Consider the following 19,843-nt stretch of genomic DNA (forward strand, 5'->3'; position numbering starts at 1 on the left):
CAGGACTTGATGGTGGCATCACCAATTTTTACCAGCGTGTCGGGGTTGTGTGAGGTGGGGGAGGCGCATGGTGGGGTGTTGAGGGTTAATGGGGTGGAGTCGCAGAGGGCGTTTGCGGATCGGTTTGCTAATATTGCCGCCCAGTTGCGTCAGAATGTGGCGGATGTGGTTAATGCGGATACTCGTATTGGTCAGTTGATTGATGCGGTGGGGTTGCCTGCTTCTGGTGGTTTTGATTTTTTTACGAGGGATCATGGTGCTGATGTGGTTGATACTGAGACTGCTGCGTTTGTGATGACCGTCCCGGTTGTTGCTGGTGTGGGTAGTTTGTCTGTGTTGGCTTCGCAGTATGCTGCGACGAATTTTGGGGTGCCGGAGTCGATGACGGGTCAGTGGTTGGCGTTGTCGGCGAAGGTGTCGGATGCTGTTGAGTGTCTTGATGGTGTGTTGGCGGATTTGGATAGTTCGTCTGATACTGAGGCGATTGCTAATGCTATGGGGGCTGTGCGGGCTCTTCAGTCGGCGGGTTCGGTGTTTGGTGCTAATACCTTGACGATGGGGGCTGCGACGACGAATTTGGGGACGGGGAGTTTTGCGTTGGGTCAGCAGGTGGTGATGGCTGCAAAGGCGTATGGAATCTTGTTGGCGACGCGTCCGGATGTGGCTGGTGTGTTTGAGCGGGCGTTTTTGGCGTCGTATCCGGCGACGGTGGCGGCTGCGTTGCCGCCGTCGATTCCGTCGATTACGCAGTTGTTGCCGTCGGCGTTAGATCCTTCGGGGGTGTCGGCAGGCAGTGGTGGTGGGGCTTTTCGTGGTGGTGATCCGGGTGTGGGGTTGAGTATGTGGCAGGATTTGCCGTTTCCAGCGGTAGTTCAGGAGGCGATGGAGCAGGTGGGGATGGTAGAGCAGGCGAGGATGCGTAATCCGTATGAGTTGGCCCAAGAGTTTGTGCGTGTGGGTCGGGATGATTTGGATGCGCTTGTTGCTGGTGCTGTGCCGACGAGCACGGCGTCGGTGGGTGGTCCTTCGCTGTCGCCGAGTGTGAATCCGGTGGGGACTGTGGGATCGACTCCAGGGTTTGTGGTTGGGTCAGGCACGGTTGGGTCAGGCATGGTTGGGGGCGTAGGAACTGGTGGTGCTGGGGTGGGTGCTGGTGCTGGCACTGGCGCTAGTGGTGCTGTTGGCAGGGGTGCTGTTGGCAGGGGTGCTGCGTTGGGTGGTGTTGGCTATGGTTCGGGCAACCGTGGTGGTTCTGGTGTTGGCGGGGGTGTGGGGCTTTCCGGGCGTGGTGCTGGTGGCACGGGTGGTGCCGGTGGTTCTGGTGTAGGGTCTCGGCCAGGTCTTGGGTCTGGTGTGGGCGCTGGTCCTAGCCCTGGTGTTGGTGCAGGCCCTGGTGCTGGTTCAGGTGCTGGTGCGACTACTGGTGTGGGAAGTCATGGTCGTGGTGGTGCACCTATCGGTGGGATGATGGGTGCAGGTGCAGGTAGAGCCGCAGGTAGGGGTACGGGCCAGCAGGGTGTGAAGTCGAGTTCTGTGCGTGGTATCAAAACCAGTGCGGTCGAGCGTAAAGGCAATCTCAAAGCTTTGCTAGGTGAAGGCCCCGAAGTGATCCCGGGTGTGATCGGGGCCTGGGTGCGTGAACCCCGCAACGACCGCTAGCAATAAGCCTGACTTTTACAACGGTTTTGTGGGTTTTCGGTTTCAGTCTTGTTGACTTGGGTGTTTACTGTTGTGTATGGCTGTTTTGGCGGACTAAGTTGGCGGTCGGTGATAGCGTCGATGTGTGGCTTATGTTGTGTATTTTTGAACGTTGTCTGGTGGGGCCAGTGTTCGGGGTGCTGACAGAATCAGCTGCTTTATAAGTTTGAAAGTTTTTAAGGACGTATACGCTGATGAGGCAGCGGATGGTGTCAGATGGTTTGTGTGTGGGATACCGATCCTGCATGAGGAGATGAACCACAATGACGACTATGACGCGACGTGATCCAGAGGATAAAGCTCGGATTGATGCTATTGAGGAGAAACTGCTTGCCAATCCTGAGGTAGCTAAAATCATCAAGGAGCTTGCAACCTCTACTACGGATGCCAATGAACTGGTCAGGGGCATGCTGCAAGCCTCGCTATCGGCAGCATTGCAGGCGGAAATGGATGTCCACCTCGGCTATCAGTCTGGTGACAGGGCAGCCAAAAACGCTGCTCGGGCTGATAACCACCGCAATGGCAGCTATCCAAAGACCGTGGATTCTAACTATGGGCCTGTCACCATTGATGTGCCCCGTGATCGGCAGGGGACGTTTGTTCCGACGATGGTGCCTAAAGGAGTACGTCGCCTGACCGATGTCGATGACATGATCGTTAGTTTGTATGCCGGTGGGATGACCATCCGTGATATCCAACACCACCTAGCCACAGCCTTGAAGATCGATGTGTCGCATGAGACGATCTCTGCGGTTACTGATGCAGTGCTCGACGAAGTACTGCAGTGGCAAAGCCGCCAGCTAGATGAGTTCTACCCCGTGGTGTTCCTCGATGCACTGCGTATCAAAGTCCGTGATGGTGGGCGAGTGGTCAACAAGTCTGCTTATCTGGCTATCGGGGTGGATATGGACGGTATTAAGCACATCCTGGGTATTTGGATTGCCAAAGAAGAAGGAGCCTCGTTCTGGGCACAGGTCTGTTCCCACCTGGCTAACCGGGGTGTTAAAGACGTTTTCATCGTGTGCTGTGATGGGTTGAAAGGCCTGCCAGAAGCAGTCGAAGCGACCTGGCCGAACTCGATGGTTCAAACCTGTATCGTCCACCTGATCAGGGCAGCCAACCGGTGGGTTGCGTACGGGGACCGTAAAGCAGTATCAGCGGCTTTAAAGCAGATCTACACCGCTGCTGATGAGGACCAGGCAGCGCAAGCGTTAGAACACTTTGCTGCAACTGAGCTGGGGCAGAAATATCCGCAATCAGTGAAAGTGTGGCGCGATGCGTGGGATCGGTTTATACCGTTTCTACAGTTCCCGCCAGCAGCGAGGAAGGTGATCTACACGACGAATTCGATTGAATCGTTTAACAATCAACTACGTAAAGCCACCCGTAATAGGGTGCAGTTCACTAACGATGAATCCGCAGTCAAGACGCTGTGGTTGATGATCTGCAATATCGAAGATCGCCGTGCCGCCAAACGAGCCAAAGAAGGCAAAAAGGTTGCTGCCACAGCCGGACGCCTCATAGAAGGTGCACGCGTGGCAGGGTGGAAACAAGCCATCAACCAAATGTCCGTAGCCTACCCCGACCGCTTCCAAAACTACCTATAAAATCAACCCCACACACAAACAACTTGACACCCTCAGGCAGCGCGGCTACGGGCCCTATCAAAAGACAAGGAATCGGGTGGCGATTTTCGTTACAATCGCCGGCTGCGTATCGACGAAACTCTCTTCAATCCAGTGATCAATGAGCTGGCAGCGGGAACTATCTTGCCGACAGAAGCACTGCGACTTACCGGTATCAGTTTCTACAAGAAAGAGATGATTATGTATCCGATTGATACCAATGCCATCATTAACGCAGCACGAACCTACTACAGCTGCGATTGGGCGACGCAACCCACAGTGCCATCTTGGTCACCCTACCGCATCAGCTCCACACCCATATCTTTGAAGACGCGGGAAAGCTGGCGGGTGTCATCGTCGTTAAGCTCCCAGTGCGAAGCGATGACCCGACGGACGCGGGACTCCCGCAACATGTCCGCAAGCCCGTCCAAATTCGTGGGCGCGGGGCGGCAGGCCGGGTATAGGACATTGGCCAGTGCCGTGTAGAGGTCATCGCGCGAGCGTACAGGGCTGGTGACCAGCACCGGGTTGAAGCGGCGGTTATGCATCGTTGACCTCGCAGAACGTCTCATAGTGGTCATCGGTGTAGTAGAACACCTCGGGGTTGTCAGCAGAGTCTCCGCCGGTGACGATACGCCGCGCCCCACGATGATCTAAACCAGGCGTTTCCACTGTGTACTCGCGATAATAATGTGAGTGCTGGTCGGGCAGGCGGCCCTCATAGTTGCCGAAGTGCTTGCCGTCATTGTCCGGGTATTCAAACGGGCCGCCGTGGTAAATGTCCTCGATGGTGTCTGCGGCTTCGGCAGGCAAGTCGGCGACCGGGCAGGCGGTTTCCGCGTTGGGCTGGCCCTGCTGCTCCTGCTGGCTCGGGGCGTCGTTCTGCGCGAGATCAATGCCAAAAATCCCTGCGGCGACGATGATAGCACCGGCGACCAGGGTGGGGATCGCCTTGTTCGTCCTCCGGTTCTGGTTGGGCTGTGGGTCAGACTGTGGGTCAGACATGGTCAATATTGTGCCAAGTGATCTGCCCAATTACGAATTAGCGCCCTGGTATAGGATGAAGCCCATGGCAAAGGGCAGAATTCCGGATTCAGATATTGAGGCGATCCGTGAGCGTGCCCACATTGAGGAGATTGTGGGCGAATATGTCCAGCTTAAACCGGCGGGGCATGACTCGATGAAGGGCCTTTCCCCGTTTAAAGATGAGAAGACACCGTCGTTTCACGTGCGCCCCGCGCGCGGCTACTACCATTGCTTTTCTACCGGCAAAGGCGGCGACGTCTTCTCCTTTTTGATGGAGATGGAGCACCTCACTTTCCCTGAGGCCGTGGAGTCTGTTGCTGAGACCATCGGCTATCACATCAATTACCAGGGCGGATCCACCGGTGCCCGCGACGTGAAGCCCGGCACCCGCGCCCGCCTGATCGCCGCGAATAAGGCCACCCACGAGTTTTACCGCGAGCAGCTGGAAACCCCGGATGCCGCGCCCGCCCGCGATTTCCTGCTCAGACGCGGCTTCGGCCAGGACATCATCTACACCTTCGAATGCGGCTACGCGCCCGGCGGCTGGGACACGCTGACTAAGCACTTGTTGCGTAAGGGGTTTGAGGCGAAGGAGCTTGTCGACGCCGGCCTGTCCTCGATGGGTCGGCGCGGGCCCATTGACAAGTTTCACCGCCGTTTGCTGTGGCCGATTAAAGACATGGCCGGCAACGTGATCGGTTTTGGTGCGCGCAAGTTGTTTGATGACGACAAAATGGGCAAGTACATGAACACTTCGGACACCATGTTGTACAACAAGTCGAAGGTGCTGTTCGGCCTGGATCTGGCTAAGAAAAGCATTGCGGCCCAGCACCAGACTGTGGTGGTTGAGGGATACACGGATGTGATGGCGATGTACGCTGCCGGCGTGACTACAGCTGTGGCATCCTGTGGCACGGCTTTTGGTGCAGATCACCTGTCGATGATCCGCAGGCTCATGCTTGACGACGATTACTTCCGTGGCGAGCTGATTTACACTTTTGATGGTGATGAAGCTGGCCAGAAGGCCGCGATGCGTGCGTTTGAGGGCGATCAGCAATTTACTGGTCAATCTTTTGTGGCTGTGGCCCCTGACGGGATGGACCCGTGTGATTTGCGGTTGGAGCGGGGCGATGCCGCTGTAAGAGATTTGGTTGCCTCTCGCGTACCCATGTTTGAGTTTGTGATCACCTCGCTGCTGTCTGCTTATTCTTTGGATACTGCGGAATCTAGGTTGCAGGCGATCAGGAGAACTGTGCCTGTTGTTGCTGGTATTAGAGATGCTGCGTTGCAGGCCGAGTATGCCCGCCAGCTTGCTGGCTGGGTGGGGTGGGATCCGGTGGAAGTGCTCGCCCAGGTGCGCCAGGAAGCTAAGAACCCCACGAAGAAGCGCGAGCGGGTGATTCTGCGCCAGGCTGCAGAAGAGCCTGCTGGGGTTGAACCAGCCTCCTTGGTGGCGCCTGACCCCGAAGACAGTGTGCTGTGGCCACAGCGCGAGGCGTTGAAGCTAGCTTTGCAGTATCCCTCGTTAGCAGGTGACTATTTTGATGGCATCAACCCGGATGCTTTTTCTAATAGTGCATACTCACAGGTGAGGGAGGCTATTGGTAGGGCAGGTGGTACCTCAAATGCTGGCGAGGGTGGGCCTGGTTGGCTTGCTTCTGTTACAGGTGAGATGTTTGATTTGGCCGGCCGCAACTTTGTCAGTGAGCTGGCAGTAGAGCCCATCCACGCCGATGACCTCGAAATTTATGCAGACTCTGTGCTTTCCAGGCTGCAAGAGGCCCGGGTGGGAGATCAGATTGCTCAGCTGAAGTCCCAGCTGCAGCGTATGCGCCCCTCTGATGATGCGGTGGCCTACAACTCCCTGTTCTCTGACTTGGTTGCTCTGGAGCAGGCCCGCCGCGAGCTCAATGACCGGGCTTTCAGAAACTGATGATGCTGCCCCAGCTCTCCAGCCCTTGCCTAGCTCTCCAGCCCTTGCCTAGCTCTCCAGCCCTTGCCTAGCTCTCCAGCCTTTGCCTAGCCCTCCAGCCCTTGCCTAGCCCTCCAGCCTAGCTCTCCAGCCCTCACCCGGTCCCGGTCGATGAATCTTCTCAAAACCAGGGTTTTAGGCCACCTTTTGCAGGATCCATCGACCGCAACCTGGCGGCAATGAGCACTTGGGCTGTGGATAACTCTAAGTTATCCACAGATTTTATTTCTCCTCCTCGGGATCTGTAAAAGTGCGTCATCCTGAGAGTATGAACTCAAAAACAGCTACAGCAATAAATACACAAGCCCAGTTAAACGACCTTCTATCCAAACCCATCTTTGGAAACCCTGACGGAACCTTGAGCCTGCCTGAGGAGCAATTTATCCGTGCCAACCATGCCGGCATTCGTTCTGCTTCAATCACAGGCTTGGCTGCCGCGCGGATCCGCGGGCTCAAGACTTTCTCTCCACTCTCTTATTTAGATCTCATTCATCCCAATAACGTCAGCGCACCAGCTCGTGGGCGGTGGAAGTATAGAAGGCGTTATACCACTGGAAACGTTAGGTCGAGTGAAATTTCAACGGTGCACGGTTTCCGGCTTGTACCTCCCATCCACATGCTGCTGCATATTCAGAAGTTATATGGTGATCTTGATTCGCTGGTTGTCATTGACATGCTGCGGGCAAAGGATCCGAGGTTCACGGAGGAGCACTTGTTGGAACTTCTTAAGGAACTGCCTTCTCACACCGGTGTTCCTGGGCTGCGGGAGATGATTGCAATGAGTGAACCGACAACGCGTAGTCCATTGGAGTCAGTTGGGCGGTATCGTTTGCTGTCCGGCAAGTATCCGTGGATTCATAGCATTGAGTATGAGGTCAAGATTGTGATCTGGGATGGGGGAGGGTACCCGATTACCTATTACGCCGACATTTTGATTAATGGTTTTTTGGTGTTGGAGCTTGACGGCAGGTCTAAGTACACCATGGTCTATGGCAGGGATCCTGTGGAGACTGTGGTGCAGGAGCGGATACGTGAGCATTTGATCCAGAATTGTGGTTTTGTGATCAGGAGAGGGAAGTGGCAGGACATGAGGCTCAATGGTAGTGGGAGTTGCACCTTCACGAAGATGGTTGAGAAAGCGGTGCACATGTATCCTGAGCCTTCTCAGCCGCCTGCTCGGTCTGTGCAATTATAGTCACCTCATATTCCGGTCGATGAATCCCGCAAAAGTGGGTCAAAAACCCCGGTTTTGAGAAGATTCATCGACCGCACGAGGAGATACTGCTTCAAAAAATCTAAGCTCTACATCTAAGCCGGGTTCCCAATCAGCTTAGGCATATGATGTTGTTCATGACGGTTATTTTGTTAGATCCCCGGTGGCCCGACCAGATCCCGATGGGGGTGGTCTCCAGCCTGGAGTCGCCGATAACTTGCACGGGTGAGGTGCCGGTGTCGGTGCGGTGGGTGTTGGCGGATCTACCTGCGCGCGATTCGGTGACGGGTTGGGGCACGCTGCTGACTACGGATGCGCAGGCCCCGGAGGTGCTCAAGCGGAGGCAGCGTGGCGAGGCGCTCATTGAGGTGCCCAGTAGGCAGGATAAGGTGCAGCAGGCTGTGGAGACGATGCGTATCGCCCGCAATCGTGGTGCGTGGGAGATCGCGCAGACGCATGAGTCGCTCCTGCCGTATTTGCGCGAGGAGGCGCAGGAATTCTGCGAGGCTGTCGAGCAGGGGCTTAACGACGATCAACTGTGCAATGAGCTAGGCGATGTGCTTTTGCAGGTGCTGTTTCACGCGGAGATTGCTTCACGGCGAGGCGCTTTTGATTTTGGTGATGTGGCGGAGTCCTTCACTAATAAGATGCGTTCGCGTTCGCCGTATTTCTTTGATGGTTCTACAGGCATTGTGGATGAGGAGACTCAGGACCGGTTGTGGCAGGAGGCGAAGCAGAAAGAGTAAAGCCCCTGAGGGGAAGGTTCTCGGGGGCTTGAGTGGGTGCAGGATTTTTAGAGACCGAGTACTGGCAGCAGGTTGCGGATTTCTGGCAGGCCCACCTGGGAGGACATGTGCGAGGAGAACGCGATGGCCTGGTCAACTGGGGTTACTGGGTCAGCTTTGACGATTTTGCATTCGAGTGCGCGGTCGCCGACGGTGTTGATGGTGGGGGCGGAGATGAGTTTGATGGAGGCGTCGTCACCGACTAGGTTGTTGAGGTCCTTGACTAGTTCGCTGCGGGTGGTGTTGTCGTCGATAAGCCCAACGCCGCGCAGGCCGGCTTCGAGGGTGCCACAGTCTACTGTTTCGATGCCACTGTTGATGGTGTTGATGAGGCTGAGCACGTTGGTTTGTGCGCTGGCGGGTGCGGCCAGGCCGATTGTGAGGGCGGTTGCTGCGGTTACAGCTGCGATACGGATTGTGATTGCCATCAGGGTGTCCTCCTGTTTGGGTTATGGGATTGGTTGACCGCCAGCATACAGTAAGGTAAGTGACTATTGTGGTCTTTCAGACATAATCCTTAGCAGGAATGTGTGGCGGTGGAGTACGGTGCGCTGCCAACTTGGTGGTAGGTGGCTGGGGATGTGGTGGCTGAAGCTTTCAGGGTTATTAGATGCGCGTTCTAACCGGTATGATCAGCCCTCATGACTGATCGGACGAAGCGGGTGTCGGCGGGCTGCGGCTGCGCCGGTATTACCGCTGTCGTCTTGGCGATTGTGCTGGTGGTAGCGCTGGTGGGTTGGGCTCTGTCCACGCTGCAGCCGGGGGCGACGGTGCGCTCGTGGCAGCCTGTGCCTGACAATGTCCCGCCGCAGGCTGCTACTCCTCCTCCGCCTATCGACGTGCATGGCCCCGGCCGTACTGCAGATTTTCTGGCAGACTGGGCTGCCCCGATCGCGGATGCTACTAATGTGGATCCGCAGGCGATCCGTGCCTATGGCAATGCTGCGCTGATTGCGCAGGATGCGTGGCCGCAGTGCAATCTGCGGTGGAACACGCTGGCGGGTATTGGTTGGGTGGAAACGCGCCACGGTACTTATACCGGTGATGCTTTTACGCGCGGGCGTCTCGACGCCAATGGTTATGCAACGCCTCCTATTATTGGGCCGGCGTTGGATGGTTCTCCTGGTTTTGCAGAGATCCGTGATACTGACGGTGGCCTCCTTGATGGGGATACTGTGTATGACCGTGCGGTGGGCCCAATGCAGTTTATTCCGGAGTCTTTCAGTAAGTATGGCCGTGATGCTAATGGCAATGGTGTGCCGGAGCCGCAGCAGATCGATGATGCTGCGTTGTCTGCTGCGAACCTGTTGTGTGCCGGTGGGCGGGACTTGTCGGTGCCGGAGGACTGGCAGCAGGCCGTCTTGTCTTATAACCATTCCAACGATTATGCGGTGAAGGTTCGTGACGCTGCGGCCGCGTATGCGATCCCGCAGCCCGCGATCCGGTAATAATAATCACACCATTCGGTTAAAATGGGCGCTAGGCACCCACCGGGCGCGGTTTTCTGGAACAATTGCTTACGGAAAACATTTTTCTAGTCTTTGAGGAGACAATTCAGTGGCTGACATTATTCATGCATTTGCACGCGAGATCATGGACTCCCGCGGTAACCCCACCGTTGAAGCTGGTGTCGTGCTTGACGACGGCGCATCCGGCCTGGCTGGCGTCCCATCCGGCGCATCGACCGGCGCTCACGAGGCCCACGAGCTACGCGACGGCGGCGACCGTTACCTGGGCAAGGGTGTCCAGAAGGCTGTGGAGAACGTCAACGAGGAAATCGCTGATGAGATTGCCGGTTTCGAGGCTGATGACCAGCGCGCCATCGACCAGGCAATGATCGCTCTTGACGGCACTGACAACAAGTCCCGCCTGGGTGCTAACGCCATCCTTGGTGTGTCCATGGCAGTGGCAAAGGCTGCGGCGGAGTCCGCCGGCCTGCCTCTTTACCGCTACTTGGGTGGCCCTACTGCCCATATCCTGCCTGTTCCGATGATGAACATTGTTAACGGTGGCGAGCATGCTGACTCTGGTGTTGATGTGCAGGAGTTCATGATCGCCCCACTTGGTGCGGAGTCTTTCTCTGAGGCGCTGCGCATGGGTGCGGAGGTCTACCACAACCTGAAGAAGGTGATCTCGGATCGTGGCCTGTCTACTGGTCTGGGCGACGAGGGCGGTTTCGCTCCTTCTGTTGACTCCACCCGCGAGGCTTTGGACTTGATCGTGGAGGCCATCAAGAAGGCAGGTTTTGAGCCAGGCAAGGACGTGGCTCTTGCACTCGATGTTGCTTCTTCTGAGTTCTACAAGGACGGCAAGTACCACTTCGAGGGCGGCCAGCTCAGCCCTGATGAGATGATCAAGGTCTACGAGGAGCTTGTCGACGACTATCCGATCGTCTCCATCGAGGACCCATTGGACGAGGATGACTGGGACGGCTACGTCACCATCACTGAGAAGCTGGGCGATAAGGTTCAGCTCGTCGGCGACGACTTCTTCGTCACCAACCCTGAGCGCCTGGCAAAGGGTATTGAGAAGAAGGCTGCGAACGCTTTGCTGGTGAAGGTGAACCAGATCGGTACTCTCACCGAGACTTTCGACGCGGTTGATATGGCCCACCGCAATGGTTACCGCTGCATGATGTCGCACCGTTCGGGTGAGACTGAGGACACCACGATTGCGGATCTGGCTGTGGCGTGGGGTTGTGGCCAGATTAAGACTGGTGCGCCTGCGCGTTCTGAGCGTGTGGCGAAGTACAACCAGTTGCTGCGCATTGAGCAGGAGCTTGGCGAGGCTGCTGTCTACGCTGGTGCTTCGGCGTTCCCACGTTTCAAGGCTTAAGCTTCTCGGATCTTCAGCCTTTAGTACGCGCGCTTTTCGACGACCGCCTGGGCCCCACTTGTGGGTGTGGCCCAGGCGGTTTCTCTATGGGGTTGGTGGTCGAAGGTTGCTTAGCCGTGGAGTGGTACTGATTGCTTCGAAATGATCTCGAAGTTGCGGGGCCATAGCGTTGAGCAATTGAACCATATCGTTATATCGTGCTGGGATATTGACGGTTAGTAAGTGTTCAGCGTGAGCGACTCGGTTTCTTAAAGCATGAATCCGGTCTACTCTGTCATAGACTCCGCGTCCGTTCGGATCGGCCTGTAAGTTGGGGAATGAGTCTCGAATGTTTGCGTCCCAGAGTTCGTGTCGGATGCGGCTAAGGTTTTGTTCCCTCTGTAATTCTGTTTGATAATCGGGAGCAGAACTTGAGACGGGCTTTGTGTGAGGGAGAAACTGTTTCCAGTCACCAAATGTCATCTGGGCTACAAGGTCATCGTGAGAGATTGCGGAATTTTTACGGGGGTGGGAGGGGGCTCGTTTACTCCGGGCTCTTCTAGCACTTCTGTCTAAGTATCGTCGCTTATCGCTGGGGATCCAGAGCAGCTAGGTCTCCACGTGGGCGATCGATCCAGCGCCACGTGGCGCCTGGTTCACCCTGTCTATTCCACTCTCTTAGTGCTGTGTCGATCTTCTGCCTGAGGCTGACTTCCACAAACGCGAGGTCTTTTGAGAAACTGGCTGATAATTCTGCGTTCCACTCATATAAGGATGCTGCCAGAAACTTATTACCGTTGGCATGGGCTAGGTATTGTCCGTTTCTCGCCGGAGATCCTTGATCGAAAACGGCACTGCGTAAATCAAATTCCATATTCTTAGTAGACTTTAAATTGTTAGAATATTCCAGCGGAATCGACATCACTGTAGGGTTCGTGGTAGTCTGCATTGTGCAGGGCGCATCGTTGCCCATTTTCCAAGAGGCCCCCTCGTTCGCGAGGGGGCCTCCTCGTATTCCTAGCGGACGATAGGGCTTGAGGGTTTTTGTCATCCCTGAAGGATGCGTTCGATTGTTGAACCACCTATGCACATCGACAGTCAATTGTCGTCCAACGTTCAGTTCGCGGACTGGGTGGTTGCTTTTCTAACCAGGGCAATTGACCGGCAGTTCATCGAAAACTCCAAGTACAAATGGGTCGCCGATTTGTAGAGTGGAGATTTGATAGAGTGGGAACGAATTTAAGGAGGAGATTGTGGTTTCTCCCGTAATCACTGAACTGCGTCTGACATCGTTTAAATCTTTTCGCAACGAGGTTCTTCCTCTCGATCCCGTGGCATTTCTCATTGGACGTAATAGCTCGGGAAAATCTAACGCGTTCGATGCTTTGGATGTTTTGGCTCGACTTGCGGAGGGCGATGAGCTAACAGATTCGCTTGATGGGCGTAGCAGTCAAAGAAAGCCGGTGCGGGGACGCTCCAGCGGGTGTGCGCCACACGGTGAGACTTCTTTTGCGTTAGGGTGCACGGTTGTTGTTGGGGATGACCATTTTAATTTTGATGTCGAAATTGCCGTTGATGATTATCTTCGGGTTATTTCGGAAGAGTTGACAGGCCCGGGTACGGCGGTAAAAAGCGGAAAACGAGAGATTGGGGCTACGCTTTATAAAACGAACCCAGCTTCTGGCCAGAAGGTAGGCATCGATGTTCAGATCTATAACGGCAAGGAAGGGCGCAACCCCTCTGAGATGATGAGGGATTCGAAGTTGGTTTTAACCCAGATTCCATTGCATGTCCCGGGCAAGAACCGGGCTGAAAGGTCCGTGCTTGACGCTGTTAATCTGGTGCGGATGGCCTTACGGTCGGTATTTCACCTAGATCCTGTTCCACATTTGATGCGTGAATTTGTCCCTGAATATGATGTTGATCTTCGTCGTTCGGGCGAGAACGTTTCTGCTGCGTTGAAGGAAATGCGTGAAGAAGATCCAGAGGCTTTCAACAAGATTGAGTCATTAGTGAAGGAAGTGGCCGATGAAACCGTCGTGGGGATCGATTTTGTTGAATCTGATTTGCAGGACGTGATGATTGCCCTTCAGGAAAAGCTATGCAGGCGAGTTAATGCCGTCGATAGCTCCGCGCAGCGTACACCTGCCAGAGAGATGAGCGATGGCTTATTGCGTCTGATTGCTATTGCTACCGCTCTACAGTTGCCCCCTAGTCAGCTTTCTATTGAGGGGGCTAGCGATCGGGAACAGAAGCATCAACCGGTTGCTCACGTTGTCATTGAAGAAATTGAAAACGGCTTGCACCCATCTCAGACTGGTCTGCTTTTAGATCTGGTGAGAGATAGCCACGAGACTTTAGGCACGCGGATGTTGTTGACCACTCATTCGCCTGCGCTGCTTGATGCTATTGATGGTGAATTAAATCGGAGCGTGGTCGTGGTATATCGCGATCCAGAAACAGGCTGGAGTAGGATCAAACCGCTTGTTGAGCTCGATAACTATGTTCCCGCAGTCGCTCAGGGCAGCTTAGGTGAGGCGGCTACCGCAGGCACGCTTATCGACGAATCACTTGCTAATCAAGATTATTCGGCACTAGATGAACTCCTGGGTATCTAATGACGGTTAACAAGCCTCCAATTTTGTTCATCGATACTTCCATTCTGACCAACCTTCTTAATGTTCCTGGAAAGAATCAAGACCGAGCAGAGGTCAACGAGGACTTTAAGCTGTATCGGCAACAGGGTGCACAGTTCATACTTCCTATTACTGCAGTGATCGAGACGGGAAACCACATAGCGCACCTTCCTGACGGAAAGATGCGTCGGGAAATAGCGGAAAAATTCCGCGCTATCCTGCAACAGGTCGTGGACGGAAAAACTCCGTGGCTATTGCATGATTTCGATTGGGATAAGGATTTCCTCAAACTTTTTCTGGCTGGTGCATCTTCTGGTTCGAGTTATGTTGAGCTGGCTGTTCAGCAGGTCGGAGCGGGGGATTTGTGTATTTTAACCGAAAAGGACATTTTTGCCAGGAAAGATATCCCGGGAGAAGTGGAAGTGTGGACGCTTGACCATGGCCTTGATGCTCGTACATAGGTCGAGTGGGGTCGGGCCCGCCGGGCCACACTTGCTGGCGGACCAGGCGGTTTCGCAGTTTTGTTTCTTAAGCCATGGTGCTTTTCGTGCTAGCGGAAGATGTTGAGCAGCTTCTGGAAGAAGTCCTTCAGGATATCTATGATGCTGCTGCCCGAGCTGCCCTGGCTGCCCTGGCTACTCTGGAGGGCATCGCTTATATTACTGCTGAGTCCGTCCGCGGAGTCTGGCTCTTCGCCTGGCTTTTCTGGCTCCTCTACCTCCGGCAACTCTGGTGCGAAGTTGATGGTAAAGGAGTAACTGTTCCAGTTGGAGGTGCGTACTTGGACGGTGTATTCGCCGTACTCTTGGGTTTCGCCAAACTGGTCTTCAGGTGCTTTCGGCGCAGTGATGGTCAGTACTGGCAGGTCTTCTTCGTTAACAGAGCGCTTGATAGTCCATTGTGCGCTTGTAAAACCTGGTTCAAGCTCAACATATGCGTTGCGGATTGTGATACCTTCAGCTACCGAATCTGCTGTGAACTCTAGGGTTTGTTCTGGGAGAATATATGCGCCGTCGGAAGATTCGAAGGAGATCTCAGAGTGTCCCTGCTCAATTTCTTCTTCGGTGATGGGTTCTGTGCCTGGCTCGTAGGCAAATGCAGCCGGTGCGCTGACCAGGCCTAGCGTGAGGGTTGCTGCTGCGAGTCCGGTGAGGAGGTTGCGTTTCATGGTTTTCCTTTCGTACGGTTTTCTGGTGGGCCTATTGCCCGTGCCGTCGACGATAAAAAACCTGATAAAAGTTACAGGGGTCTGAGAAAAAATTAAAACAATTTCAGAACCCATGAAGGCGGGCTCTCGAGTCGCTAAGCGTCAGCAATCATGCATTGCCGATCGCCCCTAGGGGTTTCCGCTGTCCTGCGGAAACAGGAGCGTGTAGATTCCCACACCAAAGATATCTCCAAGCACATGGGCAAGCACAAAAGGATAAATCCGCTGGCCCGGGCACCTCACAGCAGCCAGGTAAAAAACAGTCCCCAGGCCAGCTCCGATCAACGCCGCGTTAAATAAACCTTGGTAGGTGTGGAAGGCCGTTCTCGCAACCACCGAATATAGGTAGAGCAGTCGTGTGCTTTTGGTGGGCAAAGACAGGCAGAGAACAAGGAAGAAGAACTCTTCATAGAAGCCGTTGAGGATTGCATAGGCAATCAGCGAGGGGGAGACGCTTATCGACGCCGCCGTCTCGCTTGCATCATCGTCTTTGGCGGCACCTTCAATGTGGGTTTCCTCGCATTTTGTGAACAGCCCATAAGCGGTGTAGGCGGCGTCGAAAAGCACTCCGCACGCTGCGAACAGGCCGAGCCCGATAGCGGTGCCGCGCAAGGTGGGGCGCAGGTTCCACGGGAGCAGGTCGATTTTGCGCAGGCTGATATATGCGGTTGCGCCTGCGAGTTGGAGGGACTGGAGTCCGAGGGCTCGCCAATTGTCCTGGGCTGTGAATTCCGGCACGGTGGGCGCGATCGAGTCTTGTGAGCTAAGAAGGCTGTAGCTAGAGCTGGCGATGGCTGGCCCGAACATGATCCCTGTGAGGGTGCAGAGATCGCCCCAGGTCATTGCGGTGTGGGGCAGCCGCCGGTCTGTTTGTCGGGGCCAGAGCAAACGGCGCGTTCTTCTTAATAGTGCAGGTAGTCTCAGAACCATAGTCGGCTTGATCTTACGGCGGGTGAAAATCCTAGGCAAATTGCTCAGGGATTGCTTAGGCCACGATATGTACACCGAATCGACACATCCGCTCAATATGTCGATTTTTCCGCTGAAAATCGACATATTACCAATGGGGTCGCAGGTTTCTTGATCGGTTGCGTGCAGATTGAACTCCGAATCGAGAGGGATCCACCTAAATCCCGTAGGCCTTACGCCCTTGGTTTCTAGCTTTTATCGGTACCTGGCCTGATCGCCAACTCCTATCCCGCCCCGTGCGCGCCGAACACCAGAAACTCTCCTTGCACGCGTACACTAAACTTTCACTATGACCACATCAGTATCACGCGGAGAGCGCGGAGAGCGCGGAGAGCGCGGCGAGAATACCCCGCGCAGCCAGGGCAGCGGGCGCACCCCGCGCATCCAGCGCCCGCGCCACACACCTACCCAGGTGCCGGTGGCCAGCCGTGATGCCCGCCGCAAGGCCCAGCAAGCCGAGCGCAAGAGCAAGCGCACCAACCGCCTGTCCATGAAAGGCGACTATATCGGTATCGCCGTGATCATCGCTGTGCTGCTTGTGGTGCTGATCGCCATCGCGGTACCCATGCGCACCTATTACGAGGGTCGCAGCGAGATCAACCGCCTCAACGAGTCCATCGCTGCGAAGCAGCAGCAGCGCAATGACCTAGTCGATAACATCAACAAGTACAGCAATGAGGACTACATCAAGCAGGAGGCCCGCCGCCGCCTGGGCATGATGGAGCCTGGTGAGACGGCGTGGCGCATCATTGACCCGCGTATGGATAAGGACCAGGCCGTCACCACCGAGCGTGAAAGTGCGGCCCCTCCTGCGCGCCCGTGGGCCGAGGTGGCGTGGGATTCGTTGGCGGATCCGAGTTCGCTTATCGACGATGCCCCTGCCGCACCCCAGAGTGAGATCCCGCGGACGTCGGCGCAACCGTAAGAAGCCCCAGCCGAGAAGCTCTAGCTCCACGAGCTGGTCACGGTAAGTACCAGTGCTCGCCTCAGTATTCGCCGCAGTGCTGGCTGTGTACGATTACGGGCATGACTGTCGCGCAAGCAGATCTAGACATTATTAAAGAGCAGCTGGGCCGCCCGGCTCGCGGGGTGGTGGAGATTTCTTATCGCACCCCGGATGGCCAACCAGCGGTGGTGAAAACGGCGCCGCAGCTGCCGGACGGCACCCCATTTCCTACCTTGTATTACCTTACGGACCCACGCCTAACGGCCGAGGCATCTCGGCTGGAGGTAGCACAAGTGATGAAGTGGATGGAGGCCCGCCTTTCCACTGATGCAGCGCTTGCTAGCGATTACTTGGCTGCCCATCAGCACTACCTTGCTGAGCGCAACAAGCTCGAGGACTTAGGCACTGATTTTTCCGGCGGTGGGATGCCAGACCGGGTGAAGTGCTTGCACGTGTTGATCGCCTACGCCCTGGCAGAAGGCCCGGACCATTTCCGTTTGGGCACTGAAGCAGTAGCGCTGGCCGCTGACCACACCCCAGAGCTGCGTGGCACAGCCATTCCGCAGGACTGGCCTACCGCAGACCAGCTGGGCATTACCCAGGCCGTTAACGAGCACACCAAACTCACCACGGGGGAGGAGCTGCTATGACCCGCGTTGCAGCCGTGGATTGCGGGACTAACTCGCTGCGTTTGTTGATCAGCGACGTCTCCGGAGATACTCATAAGGAGATCGCTCGTGAGATGGAGATCGTCCGCTTAGGCCAGGGTGTGGATGCTACCGGCGAGTTCCACCCCGAAGCCCTTGAACGCACCCGCCGGGCGCTGGAGCGTTATGTCAACTTGATGGAGTTTGAGAATGTTCGCACGGTGCGCATGGTGGCTACGAGTGCGACGCGCGATGCCTCGAACCGCGACGAGTTCTTCGATATGACTGCAGACCTGCTCGGACGTATTCAGCCAGGAGCCCAGGCTGAGGTGATCAGTGGACAAGAGGAGGCAGCTCTGTCATTCCGCGGCGCCACCTATGACATCCCGGCTGAGCAGGGCCCGTTTTGCGTGATCGATTTGGGTGGGGGTTCCACGGAGTTTATCGTCGGCACGCACGACGGCGAAATCTTGGGAGCACATTCCACGCAGATGGGCTGTGTGCGCTTAACGGAGCGGATGATGCTCACGGACCCGCCGACGGATAGTGAGCAGGACATTGCTCGCGATTATATTCATGAGCGTCTCGACGAAACCACCACACTGGTGCCTTTTGCGAAGGCGCGCACGTTTGTGGGGTGTGCTGGCACCTTTACGACGATTTCTGCGCTGGCCCAGGGGCTTGAGGAGTATGATCCGCGTGAGATCCATATGAGCCAGCTCAATTTCCAAGCACTGCGGCTGATTACTCGCCAGCTGGTAGCAACACCTTCGGATGCGCGTGCGGCGCACCCGGTGATTCATCCGGGCAGGGCGGATGTGATTGGGTCTGGCAGTGTGATCGTTGAGGAGATTATGAGCCGGATTGAGGAGCTGACCGGGGTGGGCCGGTTCGTGATCAGTGAGAAAGACATTCTCGACGGGATCGTGGCCCAGCTTTCAGAGCAGCTATCCGCCTGACGCGAGTTTACGAGCGTCAGTCCTCGTCTGGTTCGAGGATTTGGTCGCCACCTTTGCCCTTGCGCAGGTTTTTGACTTCCTTCATGCGCGGGTTGGGGTCCAGGCGGTCTGCGAGGGCTTTGCGGGTGGAGCGCACCACCTGTTTGGTCACCGGCGAGTTGACGGCTTTGGCGGTGGCCTCTTTGATTTGGTGGTAGCGCTTGCGGCCTGCTTTCGTGCCGAGCACGTAACCGGCAGCTGCTCCGACGACGAATTGAATCATGCTGCCATGATACAGACATTGGCCCTGCTGCTGTTAAAGTGAGGTGAATCATCCGAAAGTTTGATTCAACGGTGGCCGTGCCCGTCAAGGAGTGACCTGTGTGAGTATTACCGAAGCTAACACCAGCCCCAGTGCCCGCAATTCCCGCCCCAGGGGCAAGAAGCGGAGGCGTGGTATTAGCCCATGGGTGCCTAACCAGCATGGCGCGTGGGCGATGCTGATTTCCCCGGCCGTGTTGGGTACGGTCGCTGCGATCAGCGCCATGGTGCGTGCCGACGACCTTTCCTGGCACCGCCTTGTTGCTGTACCTGCCGTCCTGGTGGCCTGGTTCTTCGGCTATTGTGCATTTTTTGCTTTTGGTTTGGTGGCGAAGGCGCGTACCCGGGGTAGGAAGAAGCAGTATGCCCCTCCGGTGGTTGTTTATGGTTCTGTTTCCCTGGTCGGCATCGTCGTGGCGCTGGTGGCCCAGCCGCAGTTGGTGTGGTGGGCTGTGTTCTTTGGGCCACTGGTAGCTATCGCGGTGTGGGAAACACTGCAAGGGAGGGCGCGCTCGATGGTCTCGGGCGTATCGACGACTATCGCTTCTGCCCTTCTTGTGCCGGTGCTGAGCATGAGTGGTGAGGGCACCACCATCGGTAATATTGCACCGGCGGCCTGGGGTGCTGCTATCTTCTTGGCTCTTTACTTCTCTGGCACGATCCCTATGGTGAAGACCATGATTCGCGAGCGGGGTAACGCGAAGATGTATTGGTTTTCGGTGATTTACCACGCTGTGGCGTTGGGTGTAGTGGTGCTGGTGGTGGTGTGGGGCCAGCCGGGTGTGGTGGCCACGTTGTTTATATTGGCCACCATGGTGATGGCCCTGTTTCGTGCGTGGTGGTTGCCGCGCTCTGTGGCTTCGGGGCGCTCTTGGACGGCTAGAGATGTGGGTATGGCTGAGGTTCCGCTGCTTCTCGTCGCGTGTGTGGGCGTGCTTGCCGCGTTTGTATAGGTGCTTGTTTTAGTTGCGCCGCTTAAAGAATTTCTTCCTATTAGGTAGCGAAGATGTGTAGCTTGGTGTGGCGCGTGTTGTGTCGGCGGTGTA

19 protein-coding genes and 1 pseudogene are annotated in these 19,843 nt (G+C 55.9%); 14 read left to right on the plus strand and 6 right to left on the minus strand.

The window, feature by feature from the left end:
• The first annotated feature begins 36 nt into the window (after positions 1 to 36).
• Positions 37 to 1,659, plus strand: a complete 1,623-nt coding sequence (locus CKV99_RS02550) for a hypothetical protein (RefSeq protein WP_092260700.1) — start codon at positions 37 to 39, stop codon at positions 1,657 to 1,659.
• A gap of 311 nt (positions 1,660 to 1,970) precedes the next feature.
• Positions 1,971 to 3,305: an IS256 family transposase gene (locus CKV99_RS02555; RefSeq protein WP_197697175.1), complete on the plus strand. Its 1,335-nt coding sequence runs from the start codon at positions 1,971 to 1,973 to the stop codon at positions 3,303 to 3,305.
• 314 nt (positions 3,306 to 3,619) lie between these two features.
• On the opposite strand, the gene CKV99_RS02560 is transcribed toward CKV99_RS02555, so the two are convergent.
• Both CKV99_RS02560 and CKV99_RS02565 read right to left on the minus strand, forming a co-directional pair.
• Positions 3,620 to 3,871, minus strand: a complete 252-nt coding sequence (locus CKV99_RS02560) for a hypothetical protein (protein ID WP_092260899.1) — start codon at positions 3,869 to 3,871, stop codon at positions 3,620 to 3,622.
• Positions 3,864 to 4,328: a ribonuclease domain-containing protein gene (locus tag CKV99_RS02565; protein WP_092260897.1), complete on the minus strand. Its 465-nt coding sequence runs from the start codon at positions 4,326 to 4,328 to the stop codon at positions 3,864 to 3,866. The genes CKV99_RS02560 and CKV99_RS02565 overlap by 8 nt, the downstream gene beginning before the upstream one ends.
• Before the next feature lie 64 nt (positions 4,329 to 4,392).
• Here CKV99_RS02565 and dnaG point away from each other — a divergent pair, with 64 nt between their 5' ends.
• From dnaG to CKV99_RS02580, 3 genes are all read left to right on the plus strand, one after another.
• A complete protein-coding gene (dnaG, locus tag CKV99_RS02570) occupies positions 4,393 to 6,282 on the plus strand; it encodes a DNA primase (protein WP_092260895.1) in 1,890 nt (629 codons plus the stop codon).
• 307 nt (positions 6,283 to 6,589) lie between these two features.
• Positions 6,590 to 7,516: a hypothetical protein gene (locus tag CKV99_RS02575; protein ID WP_157728349.1), complete on the plus strand. Its 927-nt coding sequence runs from the start codon at positions 6,590 to 6,592 to the stop codon at positions 7,514 to 7,516.
• A gap of 155 nt (positions 7,517 to 7,671) precedes the next feature.
• Entirely contained in the window at positions 7,672 to 8,280 is a 609-nt protein-coding gene (locus tag CKV99_RS02580; protein ID WP_231910147.1) for a MazG nucleotide pyrophosphohydrolase domain-containing protein, read from the plus strand.
• 47 nt (positions 8,281 to 8,327) lie between these two features.
• Here the strand turns inward: CKV99_RS02580 and CKV99_RS02585 are convergent, their stop codons facing one another.
• Positions 8,328 to 8,747, minus strand: a complete 420-nt coding sequence (locus CKV99_RS02585; protein ID WP_092260889.1) for a hypothetical protein — start codon at positions 8,745 to 8,747, stop codon at positions 8,328 to 8,330.
• Between the two features lie 213 nt (positions 8,748 to 8,960).
• Between CKV99_RS02585 and CKV99_RS02590 the strand changes: the two genes are divergently transcribed.
• The 5 genes and pseudogenes from CKV99_RS02590 to CKV99_RS02615 all read left to right on the plus strand — a co-directional run bounded on the left by CKV99_RS02590 (position 8,961) and on the right by CKV99_RS02615 (position 14,230).
• Positions 8,961 to 9,767 carry a lytic transglycosylase domain-containing protein gene (locus tag CKV99_RS02590; RefSeq protein ID WP_092260887.1) on the plus strand — a complete coding sequence of 269 codons (807 nt, stop codon included), beginning with the start codon at positions 8,961 to 8,963 and terminating at the stop codon, positions 9,765 to 9,767.
• A gap of 109 nt (positions 9,768 to 9,876) precedes the next feature.
• The gene (eno, locus tag CKV99_RS02595) at positions 9,877 to 11,154 is read left to right on the plus strand and encodes a phosphopyruvate hydratase (protein ID WP_092260885.1); all 1,278 of its coding nucleotides are present in this window, start codon (positions 9,877 to 9,879) and stop codon (positions 11,152 to 11,154) included.
• A gap of 1,039 nt (positions 11,155 to 12,193) precedes the next feature.
• A pseudogene (locus tag CKV99_RS15045) lies at positions 12,194 to 12,331 on the plus strand (DUF3800 domain-containing protein); the annotation flags it as partial.
• A gap of 55 nt (positions 12,332 to 12,386) precedes the next feature.
• Positions 12,387 to 13,751: an AAA family ATPase gene (locus tag CKV99_RS02610; RefSeq protein WP_092260881.1), complete on the plus strand. Its 1,365-nt coding sequence runs from the start codon at positions 12,387 to 12,389 to the stop codon at positions 13,749 to 13,751.
• Entirely contained in the window at positions 13,751 to 14,230 is a 480-nt protein-coding gene (locus CKV99_RS02615) for a hypothetical protein (RefSeq protein ID WP_092260879.1), read from the plus strand. The genes CKV99_RS02610 and CKV99_RS02615 overlap by 1 nt, the downstream gene beginning before the upstream one ends.
• Positions 14,231 to 14,319: 89 nt before the next feature.
• Here the strand turns inward: CKV99_RS02615 and CKV99_RS02620 are convergent, their stop codons facing one another.
• Both CKV99_RS02620 and CKV99_RS02625 read right to left on the minus strand, forming a co-directional pair.
• Entirely contained in the window at positions 14,320 to 14,937 is a 618-nt protein-coding gene (locus tag CKV99_RS02620) for a hypothetical protein (RefSeq protein ID WP_092260877.1), read from the minus strand.
• A 168-nt stretch (positions 14,938 to 15,105) separates the two neighbouring features.
• Positions 15,106 to 15,783: a CPBP family glutamic-type intramembrane protease gene (locus tag CKV99_RS02625; RefSeq protein WP_157728351.1), complete on the minus strand. Its 678-nt coding sequence runs from the start codon at positions 15,781 to 15,783 to the stop codon at positions 15,106 to 15,108.
• Positions 15,784 to 16,234: 451 nt separating this feature from the next.
• Between CKV99_RS02625 and CKV99_RS02630 the strand changes: the two genes are divergently transcribed.
• The 3 genes from CKV99_RS02630 (at position 16,235) to CKV99_RS02640 (ending at position 18,497) form a co-directional block, all read left to right on the plus strand.
• Positions 16,235 to 16,870, plus strand: a complete 636-nt coding sequence (locus tag CKV99_RS02630) for an FtsB family cell division protein (protein WP_092260873.1) — start codon at positions 16,235 to 16,237, stop codon at positions 16,868 to 16,870.
• 101 nt (positions 16,871 to 16,971) lie between these two features.
• Entirely contained in the window at positions 16,972 to 17,541 is a 570-nt protein-coding gene (locus CKV99_RS02635; protein ID WP_092260871.1) for a DUF501 domain-containing protein, read from the plus strand.
• Positions 17,538 to 18,497: a Ppx/GppA phosphatase family protein gene (locus CKV99_RS02640; RefSeq protein ID WP_092260869.1), complete on the plus strand. Its 960-nt coding sequence runs from the start codon at positions 17,538 to 17,540 to the stop codon at positions 18,495 to 18,497. Before CKV99_RS02635 ends, CKV99_RS02640 begins: the two co-directional genes overlap by 4 nt.
• 16 nt (positions 18,498 to 18,513) lie before the next feature.
• Here CKV99_RS02640 and CKV99_RS02645 read toward each other — a convergent pair whose 3' ends face one another.
• Entirely contained in the window at positions 18,514 to 18,759 is a 246-nt protein-coding gene (locus tag CKV99_RS02645) for a hypothetical protein (protein ID WP_092260867.1), read from the minus strand.
• 100 nt (positions 18,760 to 18,859) lie between these two features.
• On the opposite strand from CKV99_RS02645, the gene CKV99_RS02650 reads away from it, so the two are divergent.
• Positions 18,860 to 19,750 carry a YwiC-like family protein gene (locus CKV99_RS02650; RefSeq protein ID WP_231910148.1) on the plus strand — a complete coding sequence of 297 codons (891 nt, stop codon included), beginning with the start codon at positions 18,860 to 18,862 and terminating at the stop codon, positions 19,748 to 19,750.
• The last annotated feature ends 93 nt before the right edge of the window (positions 19,751 to 19,843 follow it).

Source organism: Corynebacterium cystitidis, from assembly GCF_900187295.1.
Lineage (GTDB): Bacteria > Actinomycetota > Actinomycetes > Mycobacteriales > Mycobacteriaceae > Corynebacterium > Corynebacterium cystitidis.